Annotated in this window: 15 protein-coding genes; 9 read left to right on the forward strand and 6 right to left on the reverse strand. The window is 60.9% G+C overall.

The window, feature by feature from the left end; genetic code table 11:
- Positions 1-17 precede the first annotated feature (17 nt).
- From ACK4OE_RS04315 to ACK4OE_RS04330, 4 genes are read left to right on the forward strand one after another with little or no spacing between them, the layout of a single operon-like run.
- Positions 18-2,810 (forward strand): helicase-related protein, encoded by a 2,793-nt coding sequence (locus ACK4OE_RS04315; protein WP_409883286.1) that lies wholly within the window; start codon positions 18-20, stop codon positions 2,808-2,810.
- A gap of 18 nt (positions 2,811-2,828) precedes the next feature.
- A complete protein-coding gene (locus ACK4OE_RS04320) occupies positions 2,829-7,295 on the forward strand; it encodes an Eco57I restriction-modification methylase domain-containing protein (RefSeq protein WP_409883287.1) in 4,467 nt (1,488 codons plus the stop codon).
- A 6-nt stretch (positions 7,296-7,301) separates the two neighbouring features.
- Positions 7,302-9,245 carry a chromosome partitioning protein ParA gene (locus ACK4OE_RS04325; protein WP_409883288.1) on the forward strand — a complete coding sequence of 648 codons (1,944 nt, stop codon included), beginning with the start codon at positions 7,302-7,304 and terminating at the stop codon, positions 9,243-9,245.
- Between the two features lie 38 nt (positions 9,246-9,283).
- Positions 9,284-10,054, forward strand: a complete 771-nt coding sequence (locus ACK4OE_RS04330; RefSeq protein ID WP_409883289.1) for an HNH endonuclease — start codon at positions 9,284-9,286, stop codon at positions 10,052-10,054.
- 4 nt (positions 10,055-10,058) lie between these two features.
- Here the strand turns inward: ACK4OE_RS04330 and ACK4OE_RS04335 are convergent, their stop codons facing one another.
- A complete protein-coding gene (locus ACK4OE_RS04335) occupies positions 10,059-11,036 on the reverse strand; it encodes a MobA/MobL family protein (protein ID WP_409883290.1) in 978 nt (325 codons plus the stop codon).
- 214 nt (positions 11,037-11,250) lie between these two features.
- Between ACK4OE_RS04335 and ACK4OE_RS04340 the strand changes: the two genes are divergently transcribed.
- Positions 11,251-11,580 carry a hypothetical protein gene (locus ACK4OE_RS04340; protein ID WP_409883292.1) on the forward strand — a complete coding sequence of 110 codons (330 nt, stop codon included), beginning with the start codon at positions 11,251-11,253 and terminating at the stop codon, positions 11,578-11,580.
- Between the two features lie 52 nt (positions 11,581-11,632).
- Here ACK4OE_RS04340 and ACK4OE_RS04345 read toward each other — a convergent pair whose 3' ends face one another.
- Positions 11,633-13,054: an AAA family ATPase gene (locus ACK4OE_RS04345; protein ID WP_409883293.1), complete on the reverse strand. Its 1,422-nt coding sequence runs from the start codon at positions 13,052-13,054 to the stop codon at positions 11,633-11,635.
- A gap of 259 nt (positions 13,055-13,313) precedes the next feature.
- A complete protein-coding gene (locus ACK4OE_RS04350) occupies positions 13,314-13,709 on the reverse strand; it encodes a helix-turn-helix domain-containing protein (protein WP_409883294.1) in 396 nt (131 codons plus the stop codon).
- 5 nt (positions 13,710-13,714) lie between these two features.
- Between ACK4OE_RS04350 and ACK4OE_RS04355 the strand changes: the two genes are divergently transcribed.
- Together ACK4OE_RS04355 and ACK4OE_RS04360 are read left to right on the forward strand one after the other, a co-directional pair.
- Positions 13,715-14,818, forward strand: coding sequence for a hypothetical protein (locus tag ACK4OE_RS04355; RefSeq protein WP_409883295.1), 1,104 nt, complete (start codon positions 13,715-13,717; stop codon positions 14,816-14,818).
- A 43-nt stretch (positions 14,819-14,861) separates the two neighbouring features.
- The gene (locus tag ACK4OE_RS04360) at positions 14,862-15,974 is read left to right on the forward strand and encodes a hypothetical protein (protein ID WP_409883296.1); all 1,113 of its coding nucleotides are present in this window, start codon (positions 14,862-14,864) and stop codon (positions 15,972-15,974) included.
- Between the two features lie 265 nt (positions 15,975-16,239).
- On the opposite strand, the gene ACK4OE_RS04365 is transcribed toward ACK4OE_RS04360, so the two are convergent.
- The 3 genes from ACK4OE_RS04365 to ACK4OE_RS04375 all read right to left on the reverse strand — a co-directional run bounded on the left by ACK4OE_RS04365 (position 16,240) and on the right by ACK4OE_RS04375 (position 19,562).
- Positions 16,240-17,079: a hypothetical protein gene (locus ACK4OE_RS04365; RefSeq protein ID WP_409883297.1), complete on the reverse strand. Its 840-nt coding sequence runs from the start codon at positions 17,077-17,079 to the stop codon at positions 16,240-16,242.
- On the reverse strand, positions 17,079-17,996 hold the full coding sequence (locus tag ACK4OE_RS04370; protein WP_409883298.1) for a helicase RepA family protein: 918 nt from the start codon (positions 17,994-17,996) through the stop codon (positions 17,079-17,081). Before ACK4OE_RS04370 ends, ACK4OE_RS04365 begins: the two co-directional genes overlap by 1 nt.
- A 975-nt stretch (positions 17,997-18,971) precedes the next feature.
- The gene (locus ACK4OE_RS04375) at positions 18,972-19,562 is read right to left on the reverse strand and encodes an NADPH-dependent F420 reductase (RefSeq protein WP_409883299.1); all 591 of its coding nucleotides are present in this window, start codon (positions 19,560-19,562) and stop codon (positions 18,972-18,974) included.
- Positions 19,563-19,631: 69 nt separating this feature from the next.
- Between ACK4OE_RS04375 and ACK4OE_RS04380 the strand changes: the two genes are divergently transcribed.
- Entirely contained in the window at positions 19,632-20,417 is a 786-nt protein-coding gene (locus ACK4OE_RS04380; protein WP_409883301.1) for an AraC family transcriptional regulator, read from the forward strand.
- Between the two features lie 52 nt (positions 20,418-20,469).
- A complete protein-coding gene (locus ACK4OE_RS04385) occupies positions 20,470-21,495 on the forward strand; it encodes an IS30 family transposase (protein ID WP_409883302.1) in 1,026 nt (341 codons plus the stop codon).
- Positions 21,496-21,586: the final 91 nt, after the last annotated feature.

Consider the following 21,586-nt stretch of genomic DNA (forward strand, 5'->3'; position numbering starts at 1 on the left):
ATCCCCGAACGCATTTCATGACAACCCTTGAACACGACTTTCAGCCTGGCAACCTGGTTCGCGCCCGTGGCCGCGAATGGGTGGTCCAGACGGATTCGCACCGCGACTGGCTGCGCTTGCGCCCTCTGGGCGGCGCCGAAGACGAAACGATTGCCCTGATTCCCGAACTGGAACTGGCTCCGGTTGAACACGCCACTTTTGACCTGCCGGATCCAACCCAGGCTGGTAACCATGCGGCGGCCGTCCTGCTACGCGATGCTTTGCGCCTCACTCTGCGCGCCGGTGCTGGCCCGTTCCGATCGTTCGGCAACATCGCGGTGGAGCCACGTGGCTACCAATTGGTGCCCCTGCTGATGGCCCTGCGCCTGTCCACAGTTCGCCTGTTGATTGCCGACGACGTGGGCGTCGGCAAAACCATTGAAGCCGGGCTGATTGCCCGCGAGTTGATGGACCGAGGAGAGATTGCCCGTCTCGCCGTGCTGTGCCCACCCCACCTGGTCGAGCAATGGCAATCCGAGCTCGAAACTCGGTTCAACCTCCATGCCGTCGCGCTCACGGCATCGTCTGCCGCCCGGGTCGAGCGCGAACTGCCTCACGGTGTGGCTCTGTTCGATCACCACCCCGTCGTGGTGGTGAGCCTGGACTACATCAAGAGCGAGCGCAACCGCGAACAGTTCATCGCCACCGCGCCCGAATGCATCATCGTGGACGAGGCCCACACCTGCGCCAGCAGCGGTGCCGGCAAGCAACTTCGCTTTGAGCTGTTGCAGCGTCTGGGCAGGAACGAGCACCGTCATCTGATCCTGCTCACCGCCACACCACACTCCGGCGACGAAGTCGCCTTCTACAACCTGCTGTCGTTGCTGGATCAACGCTTCCTGACGCTGCAAGGCCGCATGTCGGCCAGCGATCCGCTGCGCCAGGAGCTGGCCCGCCATTTCGTGCAACGTCGTCGCAAGGACATCGCCGAGTGGCAAGCCGAGACAGAAGACGGGCGCGGCTTTGCCCGGCGCATGAAAACCGAGCTGACTTACCAGCTCAGTGGCGACTGGGGCAACTTCTTCGACGCCGTGCAGGACTACTGCCGCGAACTGGCAGAGGCCGCCGAACGCGGGGGGGTAGCGGGAGGCTCCGGCCTCATGTGGTACGCCACCCTCGCCTTGCTGCGTTGCGTGGCATCCTCTCCCGCCGCTGCGGTCAAAGCCTTGACCACCCGTCTTGAAGGCACCCAGTCCGAAGAAGATCTGCTGACCGATGAACGTTTGCACGATGGCGCGGCCGACGACCTCTCGGCCAGCGACCTGGAGCCTCCAGCTCAGGTCCAAGACGCGTCCCGGCTGCAAGACCTCATCGCCACAGCCCAGCGTCTTTCCGGCCAATCCGGCGACCCCAAGCTGGCTGCATTGATTCAGCATGTCGGCCAATTACTCAAAGATGGCTACCACCCAGTGGTGTTCTGCCGCTACATCGCCACCGCGCACTACGTGGCGGACCACCTCAAGACTAAGTTTCCCCAGACCACCATCGAAGCCATCACAGGCGAATTCACGCCCGAAGAGCGGCGCGAGCGTGTGGAGGACATGGGCGAAGCCGACAGCCGAATCCTGGTGGCCACCGATTGCCTGTCGGAAGGCATCAATTTGCAGCACCTGTTCACCGCAGTCGTCCACTACGACCTGGCCTGGAACCCCACGCGCCACGAACAACGCGAAGGCCGGGTAGACCGCTTTGGCCAGCAAGCCCCTGAAGTGCGCTGCACCATGCTCTACGGGCAAGACAACCCGATCGACGGCTTTGTGCTGAAGGTCATCTTGCGCAAAGGCGAGGCGATCCAGAAGGAGCTTGGCGTGATGGTCCCTCTGCCCGAAGACGATGCACGCATCAACCAGGCCTTGGTCAAGGCCGCGCTGATGCGCCGCGAGCACAGGGCACCGTCCATCATGCTGCAAGAGTCCTTCGACTTTGGCGAGCCAGAGCGCCTGCTCGCACCCTTGCAGGCTCAGTGGCAAGACGCATTGGAAAAGGCCAAGGCCAATCGCACCGTGTTTGCGCAGCGCCGCATTCGCCCTGATGAAGTGCTGCCCGAGTGGCACAAACAGCAACAAGCCCTGGGTGCCCAAGCCGATGTGAAGCGCTTTCTGCAGAGCGCCTGCGTACGCCTGGGCTCACCGCTGGAAAGCACGCGCCGCGCTAACCAGGTGCGCTTCACCCCTCAACACCTGCCCGAGGCCTTGCGCCTGCGCCTGGCCGATGAAGGGCTGGACACGGCTCAGCTAATCGATTTCGACGAGCTGCACCGCAGCCACCCTCTCGTGGGCCTGCTGGCTCAACACCTGTTGGAAGACGCACTGGGCAACACCCAGCCCGTAGCAGCCCGCTGCGCGGCCACGCTGACCAACGACGTGGAAGTGGCTACCACCTTGTACCTGCTGCGCGTGCGACATCAGCTCAGCTACGTTCGCCGTCGCGAACCCTTCCAGATGATGGCCGAAGAGACCGTAGCCTTGGCCGTACGCGGCCGGGCCAACCCAGAGTGGCTGGCCGATGACCAGGCAGCCCGCCTCATCGAATGCACCCCCAGTGGTAACTTGCCGCCTGAGGCCGTCCAGCGCGAGGTGCGTCAAGCCCTCGAATTCCTGGCTGCCCACCCTCAGCAGTTGCAAGCCCTAGCGCAGCAGCGCGCTGACGCCCTGCTTGACGACCACAAGCGCGTGCGGGAAGCCGCTCGCGATGTGGGCCAATACAACGTCAAACCCTGCCTGCCAGTGGATGTGATGGGCGTGTACGTGCTGCTGCCTGATTCGCTGTAAGCCTGAGCCAAGAAGAATATGAAACGCATACGCAACAGCAAGCATCAGGCCACGCTCAACCTGCCCACCATTCAACTGGAAGGCAGCTTGTTTCTGCCCGACCAGTTGGAGAAAGCCGCGCAAGGCCGCGCTCAAGGCCAGACCGAGGTGGACTACGGTGTGCCAAAGGGTGTCAAGCTCAAAGACGAGTACAGCCGCGCCTTCCAGATTGCATGCGCGCAATGGCAACACTTCGCCGCCCAGTTGGATCGTGCCGACGTAGATGCCCACCGGATCACCGTCGGATTTGTGAGCGAACTGCTTCGCGACGCCTTGGGTTACACCCCCATACAGCCCACCACTTCGGTGCAAGTGGCAGTCATGGCCTACCCCGTCAACGTGATGGCAGGCCGTATGGCAGTGCTGGTAGCCCCGCACAACCTGGCTCTGGACGACGCCGACCCACGCTTTGCAGTGGCGGGCAGTGGCAACCGCAAGAAGTCTGCCTTCCAGGCCATGCAAGAGCTGCTCAACGCCAGCCCTGAGCACACCTGGGGCATCGTCAGCAACGGCAAGCAACTCCGCCTGTTGCGCGATGCGGCCTCGCTCACCCGGCCCACCTATTTGGAATTCGACCTGGCCGATCTGCTGGGCGGCCAGCGCTATGCCGAGTTCGCCAACGTGTGGCGCCTGCTGCACGGCAGCCGTGCACCGCAGTCTGGCACCGCAGCTTGTGTCTGGGAACAATGGCGCGAAGCAGGCAAAGCCGAGGGCACGCGTGTGCGCGACGGTCTTCGCAACGGAGTCGAGAAAGCCCTGCTTACCTTTGGCGAAGGCTTCCTGCAGCACCCTGCCAACGATGCACTGCGCGCTGCGCTGCACGATGGCAGCCTGAGCAAAGACGCCTACTTCCAGCAACTGCTGCGCCTGATCTACCGGCTAATTTTTGTCTTCACCGTGGAAGAGCGCGGTGTGTTGCATCCGGTTGATGACGGCGCCGCAGCCCTGGTCGGCCGCAAGGCCTATGCCGGAGGCTATGCACTGAGCCGTTTGCGTGAGCTGTGCCTAAAACGCCGCGCCCGCAACCGGCATGACGACCACTGGCAGGCCATCCGCATCGTCTGGCGTGGCTTGGCGCACGGTCAGGCCCGACTGGCTCTACCCGCTCTGGGCGGCCTGTTCGCGGAAGATCAATGCCCACAGCTGGACTTCGCCAGCCTGCAAAACGCTCACCTGCTGGCCGCACTGCAGCACCTGCGCTGGGCCGTCATCGCCCAGGGCAAGGCCAGCAGCCTCACCCCGGTGGACTACCGCAACATGGGGCCGGAAGAGCTGGGCAGTGTGTACGAAAGCCTGCTGGAACTGGTGCCCACCATCGATCTGCCCGCTCGCCGATTCGGCTTTGTTGGCATCACCGAAGAAGGAAGCACCGCAGGCAATGCCCGCAAGACCTCAGGCAGCTACTACACGCCCGACAGCCTGGTGCAGGAGTTGATCAGAAGCGCGCTGGACCCCGTCATCGAACAGCGCCTGCAGGCCCGCACAGACAACCCCACGGAAGCTCTGCTGTCTATCCGTGTGATGGACCCTGCCTGCGGTAGCGGTCACTTTTTGCTGGCAGCAGCCCGCCGACTGGCCGAGAAGCTGGCCGAGTTGCGCAGCGTTGAGGGTGGGCAAGAAGGTGCCGTGCGGCCGCAGGACTACCGCCACGCTTTGCGTGAGGTGGTGGCCCGCTGCATTTTTGGGGTCGACCGCAACCCCATGGCCATTGAACTGGCCCGAACTGCGCTGTGGCTAGAAGGCTTTGAAGAAGGCCGCCCTCTGAGCTTTCTGGATCACCACCTGCAAGTAGGCGATGCGCTCTTGGGCCTCACCGACCTCAGGACCCTGGAATTCGGCATCGCGAAAGACGCCTTCAAACCCTTGTCCGGCGACGACAAGGAGGTGTGCAAAGCCCTGACCAAGGCCAACACCGCCGCGCTCAAACAGCTCGCAACCGAACGCAAGAGCCGACAAGCCCGCCTGCAGTTGGAAGACACCCATGGCCTGGCACAGCTGCGGGCCATTGAATCCTTGCCCGAAAGCAGTACCGCTGAAATAGAAGCCAAGGCCCAAGCCTACGCCCACTATCTACAAACAGCACGCACCAGCCACCTGGCCGCCGCAGCCGATGCTCTGCTGGGTGCTTACCTGCTACCCAAGACCGCGGCCAACGCCATTCCGACCACCACCACCCTCGTTCTCACCCTGCAAGGATCGACCCTGCAGGCAGCGCAACAAGCAGAACTGGCCTGTGCACAAGCTGCATGTCAACACGCCCGGGTATTTCACTGGCCATTGGCGTTTCCGCAGGTGTTTGCCCAAGGTGGCTTCGACTGCGTGCTGGGCAATCCACCGTGGGAACGCATCAAGCTGCAGGAAGAAGAGTTCTTTGCCACTCGCCATCGTGACGTGGCCGAGGCCCGCAACAAAGCGGAACGCACAAAGCGTATCCAATGGCTCAGCGAGGGCATGTTGGCGAGACACCTCTACCCCGACCTCGCACAAGCCACGCACGAAGACGAAGCCGAAAAGCGTTTGTACGATGAATTCATCACCGCCCGCCGCACAGCGGAGGCGGCCAGCCTCTTCGCCCACGTGGGCGGCGAAGATGGGGGGCGATATCCGCTGACAGGCGTTGGCGATGTCAACACCTACGCGCTGTTTGCAGAAACCATTCTGCAGATCCATTCAATCCAGGGGCGCGCGGGCTTCATCGTGCCCACCGGCATTGCCACCGACGACAGCACGAAGGCCTTCTTTGGGCACATCACGCAGCAAAGTCGCTTGGTGAGCCTGTACGACATAGAGAACCGCGATGCTGTCTTTCCCTCGGTTCATCGAAGCTACAAATTCTGTCTGCTGACCCTTGGGACGGCGGAGCAAGCCGAGTTTGTTTGCTTTGCCAGTCAGGTGGGCCAACTGTCTGACTCCAGGCGCCGCTTCACACTCAGCGCTGACGAGTTCCGGCTCATTAACCCCAACACGCTGACCTGCCCAGTGTTCCGCAGCGCGCGCGATGCCGAGCTCACCAAGAAGTTGTACCGCGCTACGCCGGTATTGATGAAGGACGCAGTGATCGTGGGCGAAGGCAAGCAGGTCCGCATGTTGGAGCCTGCCGTCAACCCTTGGGGTATTTCGTTCTCGACCATGTTCCACATGTCGAATGACAGCCACCTTTTCGCCGTCGAGCCCGGCCCCGACCGCTTACCGTTGTATGAAGCCAAGCTCGTGCATCAGTTCGACCACCGCTGGGCCACCTACACGCCCGATGGCGACAGCCGCGACATGACACTGGCAGAGAAGCAGAACCCCTCGGCGCTGGTAACCCCACGCTATTGGGTGAGTAAGGCAGAGGTGGCACAACGCCTTCAAGATAGGAGTTGGACGCAAAAATGGCTGATAGGCTGGAGAGACATCTGCCGCGCGACTGACGAGCGAACGGTAATCGCCTCGGTTACGCCTTTGGTGGGAGTGGGGCACACCATGCCGCTCTTCACGACGACAACTGATAGCACCCTCACTGCGGCACTGCTGGGCAACCTATGCTCTTTGATCCTGGACTACTGCGCACGGGTGAAGGTGGGCGGGACCCACCTAACCTACGGATACTTCAAGCAGTTTCCAGTGCTCCCCCCGGATTGCTATTCCGAAGTTGACCTCGCATTCATTGTCCCGCGCGTGCTGGAACTGACCTACACCGCGCACGACCTTTCTGATTGGGCCAAGGATCTTGGATATGAAGGCGTGCCCTTTGACTTCGAGCCCGAACGCAGAGCTACGCTGCGCGCAGAACTCGACGCTTACTACGCCCATCTTTACGGTCTGACACTCGACGAACTGCGCTACATCCTCGACCCAGCCGATGTCATGGGCAAGGACTACCCAAGCGAATCCTTCCGGGTGCTCAAAAACAAAGAGCGCATTCCCGGCACGGAGCGATACCGAACCCAGCAGTTGGTACTAGCCGCATGGGATGCGTTGAAAGTTAAACAGCCCGTCACGACGCCTGCACCCAAGCCAGTCCGCCGCCGCACCTCATTGCCGATCTACGCAGAGGGCACCACGCCTGCTTCAGTAGCAGAAGATTGGCTGGCCGGCCTGGTATTCGATGTGCTGCAACAAGCAGGAACGTGTGATGACAATCAGCTTCGGCGCGTTCTCGGCACCAGGCTCCCAGAAGGCACTCCGGATGTCGAGGCTCTGCATGATTGGCTGGCACCCGTGAACACAGAACGCTGGGGGCACATTTGCAGTTGGCTTCGCGCTCTGTTGGGCGTTCCGGTAACAGCCCCCCTGTCCATCCGTGACGCCCAAGCGCAAGCTGGAGTCCTGGGTGACCATCGCACCGAATCGCTGGCTAGGGCTTTGATAGAGGCTCGTCGCCAACAAGAAGCCGCACTGGCAGAAGCTCTGGCAGGTTCCAGATCGGAAGTTCGACCTGACGAAATACGCAAGCAGGGATAAAAACCTATGGATGACGCAGCCATTTCCACCATCAACCATGCCAGACCCCGCCTGTGGGTGGAAACACTATGGCTGCTGGATTCGCTAACAACTCAGCAACCGTTACGCGAGATTCCATTGCGGCGTGGACTCAACCTGATCGTGTCGCCGCCTGGAAAGGGCAGCGCCGGCCACGGGGTCGGGAAAACAGCCTTCTGTCAGTTGCTGCGCTTCGTGCTGGACGACCCTCTCTGGTCCGATGGTTCGACCTTGCGCGATGAACTGCTGCACAGCCGCGAATTGAAAGAAGGTGCGGTGGCTGCCCGCGTGCACGTCGGCGGCGAGGTATGGACAGTTCTGAAACCCTGGCTGCATCAAAAGCACTACCGGGCATCCCGCACGGCCGACTGGCGACAACTGGCGGCCAACGAGGTCGAAAACGAGTTCAGCGCCTATCAAGCTGCGCTGCGGCAGCATCTGGTGGAGATACTGCCCGTGAAAAAGCTGCCCGGGTCAGAGCAGGCCATCGAATGGCACCAGATCCTGGCCTGGTGTTCACGCGACCAGAATGCCCGTTATCAAAACTACTATCAGTGGCGTTCGGATGGGGTCAGATTCAGCCTGCCAGCCAAGTCACCCGCCGCGCTGATGCAGATCGTGCTGGGCCTGATGCATGATGCCGCGACATTGCAGGAATTGGACGGCACAGCAAAAACGCTGGAGGAGCACAAAACCAATCTGCAAGACCTGCGAGAGGAGCCTGCACGTTTACTCAAGCACGTGCGCCGCCAATTGACACGCCGCCTCAACGTGTCGGCCACTACGCCCTTCCGGCAGGATGGCTTGCTCGAACTCTCCAACCTGATCGGGCTCGCCAAGCAGCGGCAAGACGCCTATCAGCAAGAACTGCGCGACATAGAAACCGAAAGACAAGAGCTCACGGCGGCACGCCAAAAATGGCTGGAAACGCGTACGCCTCTGAAGAGCAGCATGGATCTTCTGACCAACGAAATCCAGCAGTTAGAGGCACTGATCGCGGGCGACATGCAACGAGTAACGGAACTGCAGAACGAGGCTTCGTCATTGCAGCAACAGCTGCCGACACGTTGCGATGCCGGGAACCTGTTGCGCAAGGACTGCAGCTACGTGATCAATCGAATCGAGCAGACACAGCTTGATCGAAGCCAGCGCATCACAGGGCATCAACGATCCAAGCAGGCTCTCGAGAATGACATGCAGCCTCTGCGCCGCAGGCTTCAAGAACTGAAAGCCGAGGTTGCTCCCATGGATTCACAACTGGCCGACATCGACCTAAAAAGCACCGACCTGAGCACGAGGCAGGCGCAATCCTTGTCTGCAGCCCAGTTGCTTGACGATGCCCTCGAAGATTACGAGCACTACGACGGCATCGCAACCGGGAAGTCATCGTCAATCGATATCGTTTCGGTGGAGCGCCAACTTGAATCGGCGCAGCGCCGCCATGACCAGCTTCAAATTCAGCTTGATAAGGAACGGGCAGCATTGAAGGGTCGGCATCAGGTCATCAGCAGTGCCATGCATGCCGTTGCCAAGGCCCTTCCTTCATTTCATTGGGGCGTGCTGAGTGACGACGACAACAGCCGCAGCCGTCCCTTCCAGATGGGGCCGATGCACTCAACAACCTTCAAGGTTCTCGAAATCCTGGCCGGAGACATCGCCTGCCTGCTCGACAGCAGCAACGCACAAAGCTATCACCCGGGGTTCCTGTTGCATGACTCGCCCCGGGAGGCCGAAATGAGTGAATCCATGCTGTGGGCTCTGTTGGGCCATGTGACATCGGGTGGAAATGATTCATTTCAGTACATCGTCACTACATCGACAGAACCTGTCGAGGCGTTCAGTCCGCACGTACGCCTCAGGCTCTCCGCAGACAGCGATGGCGATTTTCTTCTGCGTCATCGTGTGGGCGTGGGGCAGATGCCTTTGACCTGAGACCACGACGCATGGGATCTCTCCAACAATGCCCACTGATGAACCTGCTGCAACGCTCATTAATTGAAAAAGCGGGCCACGATCATGGCTTCGAGCATGTAGTCACCAGCGATCCGGATGGCGTACTGCTGGCCTCGGCTAGGCACGCTGCAAGTGCACAGGTAATCGCCCAGCCCGCAGGCAGTTACCTGCTGCTCTTGCGCGCCGAAACGCCAGCCCTGCTACCCGAGATGCGCCGCTCATTTCCCAAGCAGCGTCAAACCGATGGCTTTTCTGCCGACACGGTAGCGAGCTTGGCAACTTTGCTTCGCCGCGCCGCTGGTTTGGCACGTGCCCTGCCGAGCCAAGCTGCAAACGACTATGAGGCGACAGTGGCCGGCCAGTTGGCTCAACTGCCAGCGTACCTTGGCGGAACAGAGGTGGAACGACTGGTCCGTCAGAGAGTGGGACAGCAGAAATTCCGGGAAGCCATGCTCGACTACTGGGGCGGTGCCTGCGCTGTGACAGCGGTGGCACTGCCCGAAGTGCTTCGCGCCAGCCATGCAAAACCATGGGCAGAGTGCGCCAGCGATGCGGAGCGACTGGACGTGTTTAACGGCTTCTTGCTGGTGGCCAATCTGGATGCGCTATTTGACCGGTTTTTGATCAGCTTCGACGATGGCGGCAGACTTCTGATCTCGCCAACACTGAAGGATGAGGTTCGCAGCCAACTCGGACTTCATCCCGGTATGGCACTGCGCTGGCTCAGCGATGCGCATCGCGTGTACTTGGCCTGGCACCGATTGCGGTTGAACCCAGGGTCGGCTTGAGGAATCAGCGCCCAGGGCGTCGTTGCACTTTTCGCAAGCCTTGGCTCGGGATGTTTACTGCAGGCGCATGATCTGGAATACCGTGATTCGCCTGTCTCTCAGTGAGGTCAAGCTGCGCAGCCTTGCGTCGTCGCCACGGCAACAAATCGGACGCACGGTCTTCGATGGGTGACAACGTGCGCTTTGGAGCGGGCGTTGGCTCCAGTCGCGCGGCCAGGCGGGCTTTCATAGGTATCAGCTTGCCCATTTGCTCCTCAAGGGCCAGCGCCTGTGCATTCTTGGCCCGAAGACGGGCATTCAGACCGAATCGGCCCCTGGCCGCTGCCCCCTTCTTGCCGACATGCACGGTCGGCAGGCGCTCGATTCCCCGCGCCTTAAAACTGCGGTGGTCAACGCGTTCAGCAGATCCTTTGCGGGCAAGCGAAGCATTCACCAATTCCTGCCAACGTGGCCGCAACCAGGATACAGAATCTGCGGCGCCACTGCGCCGGCATGCAATGGGGTCAAGCCTTTCGGCTTTTTTTCCGAGAACACCCTCGCCATCCACGGCACAAGCAGTTAGGAGCAGGTGCGCGTGGAAATTCCGATCATCGCCATCACGTGACGGAGCGTGCAGTGCGCAATCCACGCCAACGCCAAACTCATTAGCAATTTCGCGTGCAAAGCCAAACGTCAACTCGGCACGTTCGTCGGCATCAAGTTCAGTGGGAAGCGCCAACACAACTTCGCGCGCAAGAACAGCATCGCGCCGACGGTGATGCACTTCGACGCCGTTCCAAAACTGCTGCCGGTCGGCCACATGCCGACCGCCTGGCAGCTGAATGCGCGCATCGAGCACACCGTGCCGACGACGGTAGTCGAAGACCAACCCGGTGCGCTCATCGCAGATCAGCGCACCGGCCCGATATGCGGCGGCGGCCGTCGCGGAGCGACCGCTGGCGCGAGTGATGGGCGCGCGTGCGCTCAAATGAAAAATGGCCATACGAGTTCTCTCGGGGTGTCGGGGCGCAGTCCTGACCGCACGTAATCCGGAGGATTACTCTAAGTGCGCCCTTCGGGGGTAAGCCGTCCGCACCTCCCATCCAATAGCCATTCGCAACAAAGGCCAAATGAACAGGGGCAATCAGTACCGCGCAGCCCCACAGATGGCTCGCCAATTCATACACTGTACTGAGCAAACGTATCCAGGAACGGCCATGACACCCAACAACATCCAGTCGATTGACATCAAACTGCAGCAGCTCAAAAACAGACGATCTCAACTGCTCGCGAAGCAGTGCGACGCAGAGCGCAAACGCAGTACGCGCCAGGCAATCATCATTGGCAAATGGATCATGACCAAACAGGCCGTGCTTGCGGCAGCGATCCCACACGAGCTGGAGCGTGATCAAGACCGTGCGGCGTTCGGCTTGCCGCCGAAAGCTAAAAAGGTTCCGCAGATCTCGGGCAATGCGCAAGTTGACATCCTGCTGCCGCTGGACGACCGCCCTGCGCCTCCATCAACAGGCGTCCAGAACCCCGAATAACCAGCTCGCCAACCGGCGCAGCTGGGCAGTTGCGCGTCTCCGTTGGCACACGTCAGCTCGACATGAAACCCATTGCCACGCGACGGTGCTGAGTAGCGCTTTCCATGCGAAGCGTTGGCCAGTCCTCCGCGTTCAGATGATCCCGCTGTGCCATCACGGCGCGCGCGAACGCAATCTCCATCGAGAGCTTGATGGATCGCGGGCTCATATCAGCAATCTGACGGTCCAGTGCAGCGGGAAGCTCCGCTGAGAACTGCACTCTCATCTTGCGAATCAGCTCGGCCAGAATTTCCCGGGCGATCGTGTTGAGCTGCGTCGGCGATGGCTGCGCGATGTGGAACACGAGCATCCGCGAGCGCAGCGGGGCCGGCACCTCGCCCAGGTCGTTGGCAGTCGCGACAATCCTAAGGTGGCTGGCGTCGAATTCCAGGTCTGGCAGCGACTGGTCGACGAAGTGCTTTGCTGTGTGCTCTTCCAGCAATGAATAAAGCGGTCCAAGCACGCTGTACCCGACGGTGTTGGCCTTGTCGATCTCATCGAGCACCACCAGGCCATTGGCCACAGGGGCGTGTCCGGCTCGACCCCATGCCAGCGATTCGAACAGCTGGCCGGGCGATGAATTCGACCAGAACGTACTTGAGCCCGCGATCGAGCTGGAGTTCGTCTCCGCGGCGACCGACAGGAACAAGGGCGGAGGCGTGCCCAGAAGATCAGCCAGCGCGTTGGCGAACCGAGTTTTGCCAATGCCCGGACCGCCCACCAGCAGGATGGGCGCCAGCCGATGGGGAAGCCCCCGTGCGCACAGCGCGACGTGCGGCCGAATCGCGGTCTCGATCGCTTGCTGGAAGTTTGGAAAGCTCTCTACCAGTGCATCGAGCCGACGCTGCCAGCCAGCAGAGATCGAAGCCATGGGCCGGCTGAGACCATTGAGCGCGAGACGCTCCAGGGTCTGCGCGATTCTGCGGCCGGCATCACCGTCACGACCTTTGACCCGCTGTTCCAGCTGCTCGGCATTCTCGGCGAATCGGAACACATCGACGGGGTTGCACTGACGCGGCCCGGTGACCAGTCCCAACAGGTCAAAGTCGCCCTCGACCGCCGGAAGATCGAAGTCAGGCACGTCCGCCATTGCCTTCGGCTCGGCCTCGCGAATCTCGGCGGCGAAGCGGCGGTTGTGCAGTTCCTGCAGCGCCTCGGCCAGACTTGTGAGAGTCACGTGTTCGAGATCGCCGCGTCGCGGAGAGAAGTCGAACATAATGTGCAGCGCGCCGCACACCTTCACGCAGTTGACAGTGGCTCGACGCGGCTGCCTGCGCCCAAGGATCAGGACACACGTTCGGAGGAACAGTTCGCTCAGTTGCCTTCCGTCGCGCGTGAGTTCGGGGTCGAGCCGAACACTCAGCCAATCAGGGCACTGGAACAGCGGCAGTAGGTCGGCCACGCCGACGGTAGTTTCAAAAAGGTTTTCAGTCATCAGCATCTCGCAGTTGGGCGAACGAAGTCCGCGATGACGCCGTCAAGTGCGGCGCGCCAACTGGAGGGATGAATGACCTATCTTCGCAATCTGCGTATTCGGCGAGCAGGCAACCGCTGGCCGGCTGCCGTGAAACGGCATGACGTCAGGATGGCTAGGGTGGGTTGCATTGCGTAGTGGGTTCGACCAATGCCGTCACTGTACGGGCTGCCGAAGGTCAACGCAAGAAACTGCCGCGCTACTGGCGGCACGATGGCAACTACAGATCGTCTGGATCTTTGAACTGTTCAGGATCGACCAAGTCCTTGAGCGGCACACCGACCGCATCGGCTAGCAACGCCATGTTGTCGATGGAAATGTTCCGCACCCCTCGTTCCACGCTGCTCACGTAGGCCCGTGTCAGGCCTGCGTCGAACGCCATGACCTCCTGGGTGATGTCTCGGTTGCGCCTGGCACGGCGCAGATTCCGAGCGAATACGGCTCGCGCAGTCAATGTTTTTGCAGTCTTCTTCATACAGAAGAAGCGTGTGTTGCAGGCGCGCAAACCTCCACTCACTTTGCTGTACATAATGACAACTTTAAGATTCAATAGGTTTTCCAATAGATTCAAAAAACAAACTCCTGTTGTCTTCATGACGACTTTGGGAATCAACACACCACATGTCCAACGACGCCCGCCCTGAAGCATTCGCAGAAGCTGCTAAATCCGGTCTCACTGCGGCCAACGCGGCCACGCTAGCGACCTGCACGCTGGTCGGCGGCTCGCTGAGCGTGTTCGCGGATGTCGCGCCATCGGGCTGGAACCACGTGATGGGCTTCGTCGCACTCGCAAGCTGGCTGTTCAGCATCACCCTGGCGCTGTACCTGGCCGGCCGTAGCACGCGGCCGCAGGAGCCCCGAGGCCTGCTCGCGACAGTGACGGACGGCATCCGACTGGCCGGAGCCAAGCCTGGCATCGCCGCCATGGTGGTACTCATGACCGCCGGCGCAGCCTTCACGGTCTGGTCGAGGATGCATAGTGATCAAGGCAGCGTCCTGCGCTCGCTGGTGGCGACGCAGGAACGTGCAGCAGCAGCCGCGGAAACCGCGGCGGAACGCACTGCCGCAATCCAGGCCGACACGCAGGCGATCCGTTCGGCCGTCGGCCGGCCGGCGACTCCGGCGGAAATGCTCGCCGGCATGGGATACGGAACGGGCGACGACGAGGTGTGCCGCGCGATCAGTGCGGGCGCCATTAAGGCGCTCCAACTGATGGAGCAGATCACTCAGTTCAAAGCACGCCTGTCCGTCGCGCTGGGTGGTGGGCAGTACGCGCTGTGCATCGAAGAAGCGCTGTCAGAACCTACCCGCGGGCCGGCTGTGGCGCGCGCCCTTCAGGAAATCGAAGTCAGCGCCGAGGACATCGGCCGGCTGTATGTCGCTCAAATGATCGGCTCCGGCGAGTCTGGGGCACTGCGCCCGCTCGAAGTTCTGGTGACGCTGGGAATCGAGCGTGATTCCCGGGCGAGGCTGACGTCGGCTCGGGCCACACCGCTTATGTATGCAGTATGGGCCGACAACCTGCCCGCGGCAGAAATTCTGCTGACCAAGGGTGCCGATGCGAACCAGGCCAGCCGCTTCGACTACGCCCTCGGAACCAAGATGACCAGCGTCGCCATCTCGCCACTGGCCGAGGCGCAAAGACTGGGCCGGCCGGCCCTGGAAGAAAAGCTACGAGCAGCCGGTGCCCGTGTGGAGGTACAGCAACTCCCCTATTTCAGATGACGTTCCCCGTCAGCGCTTTTTGTTTCAACCATAAGGGGTCGTCATGATCGAATCGTTTCTTCTTGTCATCTACGCCGCTGCGTCCATCGCTCTTGCGGTGTGGGTCCGCCGCAAGTTCAGGCTGCGGCTGGACTGGACACATCCCCGCATGCGAAGGCCCATCTTCGATGGGCAAGTGCGCAGTACCGGTGGCGGCGGAGCTCTGGGCGCAGCTGATGCGGTCAGCACTGCGGCTCTGGCCAGTGCGTCGCCAAACGCGGTCATGGTCTTCGTCATCATCGTCGCGGGTCTCATCGGCGGCGTCATCGGCGCAGGCGTGCTGCCAGCTCTCGTCGGCGACATCGGGCAGCCCGGCTGGCTCGGAATGATGGCTCTGGTGGTGGCTACTCTGGCCTGGGTCTGGATCGGAGGATCCCTCGCGTTGCCCGTTCTGACCCTGTCCTTCAGCTTGGCGCCGATCCTGGCCGGCCTGGCCGTGATCGGGTTCATCGGCATGATGCTCGCGCAAACTTTCGGCTCCGGGCATCCCGGCCTGTTTTCGTCGACAGGAACGTGGCAAGCGGGCTTCGGCGCCCGGATGGACTACAACCTCTGCGCGGCCGGCACGGCAATGATCACGCTGGGGAGTCCTCAGGAAATCGCGCAAAAATGCAACCGGAAAGTCGTCGGAGCGCATCCCGTCGAGGGGAGATTCGCCGGCGTCTACAGCTGCCAGCCAGGGCAGCGAGTGGCTGCGATCGTGGATGTTCGCCCCTTCGGCCCGTTCAAAGACGGGCTGAAGAGTGCCGAGTTCACGTTCGGCGATCGGCCAGAAGCCGCGTTTCCGAACGGCTCGTTCGCGGGCTTCTTCCGCCCCAGCGGTGTCGCGGGCGAATTCCGATCCGACGAACTTAAATGGACGCAGAAGCCCTCGGCCGGCTGGGGCATGCCAAATCAGCTGTCAATCACCGCACAATCCTCTGGCGGGATCAGCGTGCGGCTCATGAACACGTCATGCAATGTGATGCAGGCCAAACGCTGCGAAGCCGCCGAAACAGGCCGCATTCCCACCTGCGAACGAGAGTTCGCTCAGTTGGGCGTCAAGCTCCATAAACCCAAGACGCTGAATGAGCTGGCAAAGGTCATGACCGAGCAAGAGGCCCGAAACAAGCGGTAGTGATCTAAGCAGAAAGCTGCCCCCACTCCGACCTCATGCCGTCGACCGGTTTTAAGACGCCTCCTTGAAAAAGAGGGCCACGATGACAAACGAGGCCCGCAACTGGTGACGAGGAATCAGGCCGCGGCAACAGTACGGACATGTGCAGCGGCGCCAAGCCGCTGCACCAGGACTCCTGAGAGTCCTGATAAGTCCTGAATACGGCTGGCGTTTGCTACAGCGACCGGGCGTTTGATACACAGGAGCTGGCGATTGCTACATCAGTTCAGGCGTTTGCTACAGCCCGCTCACTGCTAGGGATTGCAGATCCCTGTGCTCGCATTGAAGCCTTGTTCACCAATACTCGCCCTGCCTGAATAACAATACCAAGGGCTTTCAATCGTTCCGCGTCTTTTCGAATTTCCCGCCGACGGTTGCTCATCTTCTCGGGATCACCTGCACCGACAGCCTCAAGAAGACGATCCAAGTGATATCCACCTCGCGGCGCTGATCGATGACTCAGGACATGGCGCGCCAGTGCCTGAGCGACACCAAACTGCAGCTGTGCCAGCGGCAAAGGGTCGTAGCGCAAATGCAAATCAGCGCCGATCAGGGCAAGAAAAACCGGGCCGAGCGTGACTTTCATATAGTGCCGGGGGGTATCGCAGAAACGCCCATTGAGGCTGCCACGCCGATCAATCTCTATCTTCGATCTAACGATCTGGTCTATCACGTGGCCGCAGGCAGTGACACCCCTCGCCGGTATGTCTACATCCACCAAGACCCCCATCAAATCCTCGAGAACAGTTTGAAGCTGCTCGAAGCTGCCCTGCTTGCCACCATTTGCGATTTTTCGCAACTGGTACGTATCGACCAATAGTTCAATGCGGCCTTCTAGATCACTGCGCCAATCAGCACAACTCCAGAACATGGCCTCCAAAACATCTGCATGGCCTTGCCCTATTTTCCCTTTGATCTTAGCTTTCCCCCATGAGGTGCGCATCTCGCGGACTTGGTATGTGGGTCGCCGAGTTGGCTCGAACAGGCATAGCCGCGCTTGATGCACAGTGCTGGTCGGAAGATCGGCAAAGCCGAATTCGCTCACGTTTTGCTCAGCGCTGGACATCACCATTCCTGCCTTTCCGCTACCGGTTTAACTCGAACCGGAAGCTTGTTCTTGATGTGCTTGCGGTCGATCAAGTCCGCAGTCACCAAGACACCACCATCGCCGCGCCGCAGCCACACATCCGGCATGGGTGCTCCATAGTTGCGCTTCGGGATGCCGAACCTGACGAACTGGCCCCGGTCCTGCTCGGGAATTCCATGCTCTTTCGCTTCTTCCTTGGTCATGCCCCCCAGAAATGCCTGCCACCGAATGTTGTCGGTGAGCACGGAGCTACCACGACTTGCTTGCTGCATATCAGCTTGCCCATTCAGGGCTGCAGCTTTCGTCGTGTGATGTAGGAAAAGGATGCTGCAGCCGGTCAGATTGGCAATCCGCTCCATTTGGCCAAGTAGCATCGCCATCTCCCCACCGTCGTTCTCATCCGCCACATGGATTCGGCGTAGGGTATCGATAAGCATCAGACGCCTCCCCTTTGCGCACTCCAGCGCCCAGTCGAAGCAGGGCTTCTTCATCAGGTCAAAGGGGTGGCCGACAAGTGGAAAAATGTCGACTCCAGCGTCCATCTGTATCCGCGCTTCGAGATCAAGGTGCCTACCGAGTGCGTGCAGTCGATGTTGCAAGGCGTCGGCGGGGTCTTCGGCGCAAAGCATCACAACGCGACCTTGCTTCGCTTCGAACTCCAGCCCCATCAGATTGACGCCGGTTGCTACGAGAACAGCCCATTCCAGTGCAGCGTAGCTTTTGCCAACACCACCGGGTGAGACCAAAGAACCAACTGTTCCAGCCAACATGCCGGGAAGGACAAAGTCCAATGGAGGCGGAGGCTTGTTGAAGGCGTCCACCAAATTCAGGCGAGATGGGAAGTTTGCTTTTTGGGACGTAGCAGAACGTGGACTCGATTGAACGTCGGACGACATGGCGGCAGTTGGTTAGCGTCCTGAAAGGACGGAGAACCGGGTCACCATTCGTTGACGATGCATCGCTCGATGCACCCAAACCCTTCTACCCGCGTAAAAGGTCCGAATCGTTTCTGCCTTAATCTGGCTGCCAACCTCACTGCCATCTCGTGGTGGCAGCTGAAATTGGAGCGGAGGGCTACCCCCGTGCCTTCAGCACACTAGCAACTGCGATAGGTACCGGTGACAGGTGGCCACAAGGACCGTGTGCATGCGTCTGCCAACGATGTCATCGATTACCTATTGACTTCCGAAGGCTAATAGCCGCTGGAACTATTCGATTGACTTCCACATTATTGGCTCGGTGGACGCAGCAAGCCAACAAGTGGGTCCTCGAAAACTCCCTTCATTTCAGAGATCGGTAAGCACGAGTCTGACCAACGCCAGCAGCAGAAAGCGTAAAAGTCTGCTCTGCGCCTCACTCCTTAGAGATTCGACTGCATTTGCAGATTGGAAAAATACGCTGGACGAGCGTTGCGATTAAACAACGCCCATGAAGCCTGCTCGTAACCGCCTTACGTACCACTGGAGCCGTCAGAGCGCAGTTCTGCGTATTCCGGACCAAACCGGCCACCCACTCCGATTCAAATTCGCCATCTATTCCGCTCTGAGCCAGGCCAGTGATTCCGATTCAAACCAGGCCAGTCATTCCGATCGGACTAGGGCCACCAATTCCGACAGAATCAAGGCCAGTCGTTCCGATTCAAAACCACCAGGTCCTGCATAAAAAAAACCGCCACGAAGCGCGGCTTTTGCAATGACCAAGCGCCCTGTGGACGCGAGGCTCAATGCACTGCTAATCCAACTGTTTCTTGCTTTTTCGGCTGGCCCTCATAGAGGTGGTACCTTGTATAAGGAGTCGCTCGGACCCCGTAACTAGCCCAACTGACGAATGGTCGCCCTGACGCGTTTGCCCAGCTTGATGTACAGCTTGTCTTAGCCCGCCTTCACAAGCTTGAATCCGATCTCTCCTCCGTGGCCCAGCCCGTAACCCAGCTGAATCATGAATTCAGCCATGGGTTCCAGGTAGCGGGCGTTGGACAGTGGCCCACTGGCGATCGCCTCTAAGCCGAGCCCGCGCGAAAGCGCCACCACGGTGTCGACGGCGGTCGCATCGTCGCCCGCGACAAAGACCGAGACATCGACGGCGCCGCCCGCGGCACGCTTCGCCAGCAAGCCCGCGAACACCGTGTTGAACGCCTTGACAACGAGCGCCGAGGGCAGGCGCTGCGCGATTTGCTCGGCGGCCGAGGATGAATGGCCTAACGTGAGGCTCATGTAGTCGGGCGCAAGCGGGTTGGTCATGTCGATGACGATCTTGCCGGCCAGCATGGCAACTAGGTCGGCGCGTGTGGTGATCTCCAGAGCCTGCTCGTACTTGAGGGCCAACACCACGACCTGCGCATCTGCGAGCGCTGCGCGCGGATTTCCTGTGCTGGAGAAGGCCTGGACGCGGTGCCCCGCAGCCTGCATCAGCGAAGCCAGCGGCGTGCGCATGTTGCCCTTGCCGAGAATGACGATGTTCATGTGTTTCGTTCCTTTGGTTGAAAGAGAAAGGAAGGATAGGAAGCCGTGAAAAGTTTGTCTGGCCACATAATGACAATCAATATGGCAAAACAGACAAAAATCGTTGATCCCGATCGCATGCCACAGGCCGTCTTCGTCCTGTCCGACCTGCATGCACATATCGACGGTCCATGGCACCGGCACTACCGCGTCCAGCTCGTGCACGTCAGCGAGGGCGTCCTGACGGTGGTCACACGCTCGGCGCGCTTTGTCATTCCGCCCCAGCGCGCCGTGTGGATCGCCTCGGGCGTCGAGCACCGCATCGAAGCGCGCTGTCCCTTCCTGCTGTCGACCTGCTATATAGAGCCGGCACTTGTCGCGATCCAGGACGCTTCGCGCGTCGTCGCCGTGGACCGCCTGACCGACGAACTCCTGGTCGCTGCTTCACAGTTCAGCGTCGGCTACGCGCCAGATGGTCCTGAGGCGCGTATCGTCGCGGTGCTCCTCGACCGCCTGCCGACACTGCAGGCCACGGACATCAGCCTCCCCGAGCCGTCCGACAACCGGCTGCGGCGCATCACCGATGTACTGTTGGCCCAACCGGCGACCACAGACTCCCTTGCGCAGCTCGCCGGGCGCGCGGCCATGACGGAGCGCACGGCCGCACGTCTGTTCTTACGGGACACCGGCCTGACATTCGGCCAATGGCGCCAGCATCTGCGGTTGCAGGTGGCACTGGAAAGCCTCGGTGCCGGGGCCAGCGTCACGGAAGCGGCCTTCGATGTGGGCTACCAAGACGTTTCATCATTTATCGCAGCCTTCAAGATGCGCTTCGGCACCACGCCGGCCAAGGCGCTACAACGGGAAGCGCAATAGAGCTGGCGGCCTCAAATCTGAAGTTCAACACCCTTTGCCGTAAGGTGTTCACATGCAATCCACTGCCCGATACGAACAACTCCAGCCCGAAGACCGCATGACGATCGCGAGCATGTGCCAGCAAGGGCGAGGCGTGCGTGCGATGGCCCGCACGCTGGGGCGCTCGCCATCTACCATCAGCCGCGAGCTGGCGCGCAACATTGGCGATGACGTGGCCTACGGCTCGCACCGCGCCCAGCAGTCCTGCCAGGCGCGCCGACGTGGTGCTCGCCCCCTTGCCAAGCTGTCTTCTGGCGGCCTGTCTTGGGCTGTGGTGATGACGCTGTTGGACTGGAAGTGGTCGCCCCAGCAGATTGCCGCTACGCTCAAGCGCACCTACCCCAACGAGGCCGCGCGCCACGTGTCCCACGAAACCATCTACACCGCCATCTACGCCCAGCCCCGCGGCGAGCTGCGCCGCCAGCTCGTCGCCTGCCTGCGCCAGGGCCGTGGCACGCGGCTGCCGCGCACGCGCGGCACCGATCGGCGCGGCCAGATCCCCGAGATGGTCAGCATCCACGTGCGCCCGCCCGAGATCGAGGACCGCGTGATGCCGGGCCACTGGGAGGGCGACTTCATCAAAGGAGCTGGCAACAAGTCCTCCGTGGGTGTGCTGTTGGAGCGCTCCAGCCGCCTGGTGCTGCTGGCCAAGATGGACGATGCCACGGCCAGTTCGGCACTGGCCGGCTTCACCGCCAAGCTCAACGCGATTGCCGACCCGATGCGCAAGAGCTTCACCTACGACCAAGGCAAGGAGATGAGCTATCACCAGCAGTTGGCCGCCGCCACGGGCGTAAGGGTCTACTTCTGCGACCCGCACAGCCCTTGGCAGCGCGGCACCTGCGAGAACACCAATGGGCTGCTGCGCCAGTACCTGCCCAAGGGGACCGACTTGAGCGTGCACAGCCAGGACGATCTGGACGCCATCGCCGACAGCTTGAACGGCAGGCCGCGTGCGATCCATGGCTTCAACACGCCACTGGCCGTCTTTTCACACCTGCTGGCCATGGCCCAACAGGCCCCCGCTCTCGTTCAATAACCAACGTGTTGCGCTTCGGTCTTGAAACCGCCCGGGAATGATTCCCGGTTGCTTTTGTAATCGTTCGATGTCATCCGGCTCGCATTTGACA

This window comes from Acidovorax sp. (genome assembly GCF_046314175.1).
Classification (GTDB): Bacteria; Pseudomonadota; Gammaproteobacteria; order Burkholderiales; family Burkholderiaceae_C; genus Acidovorax.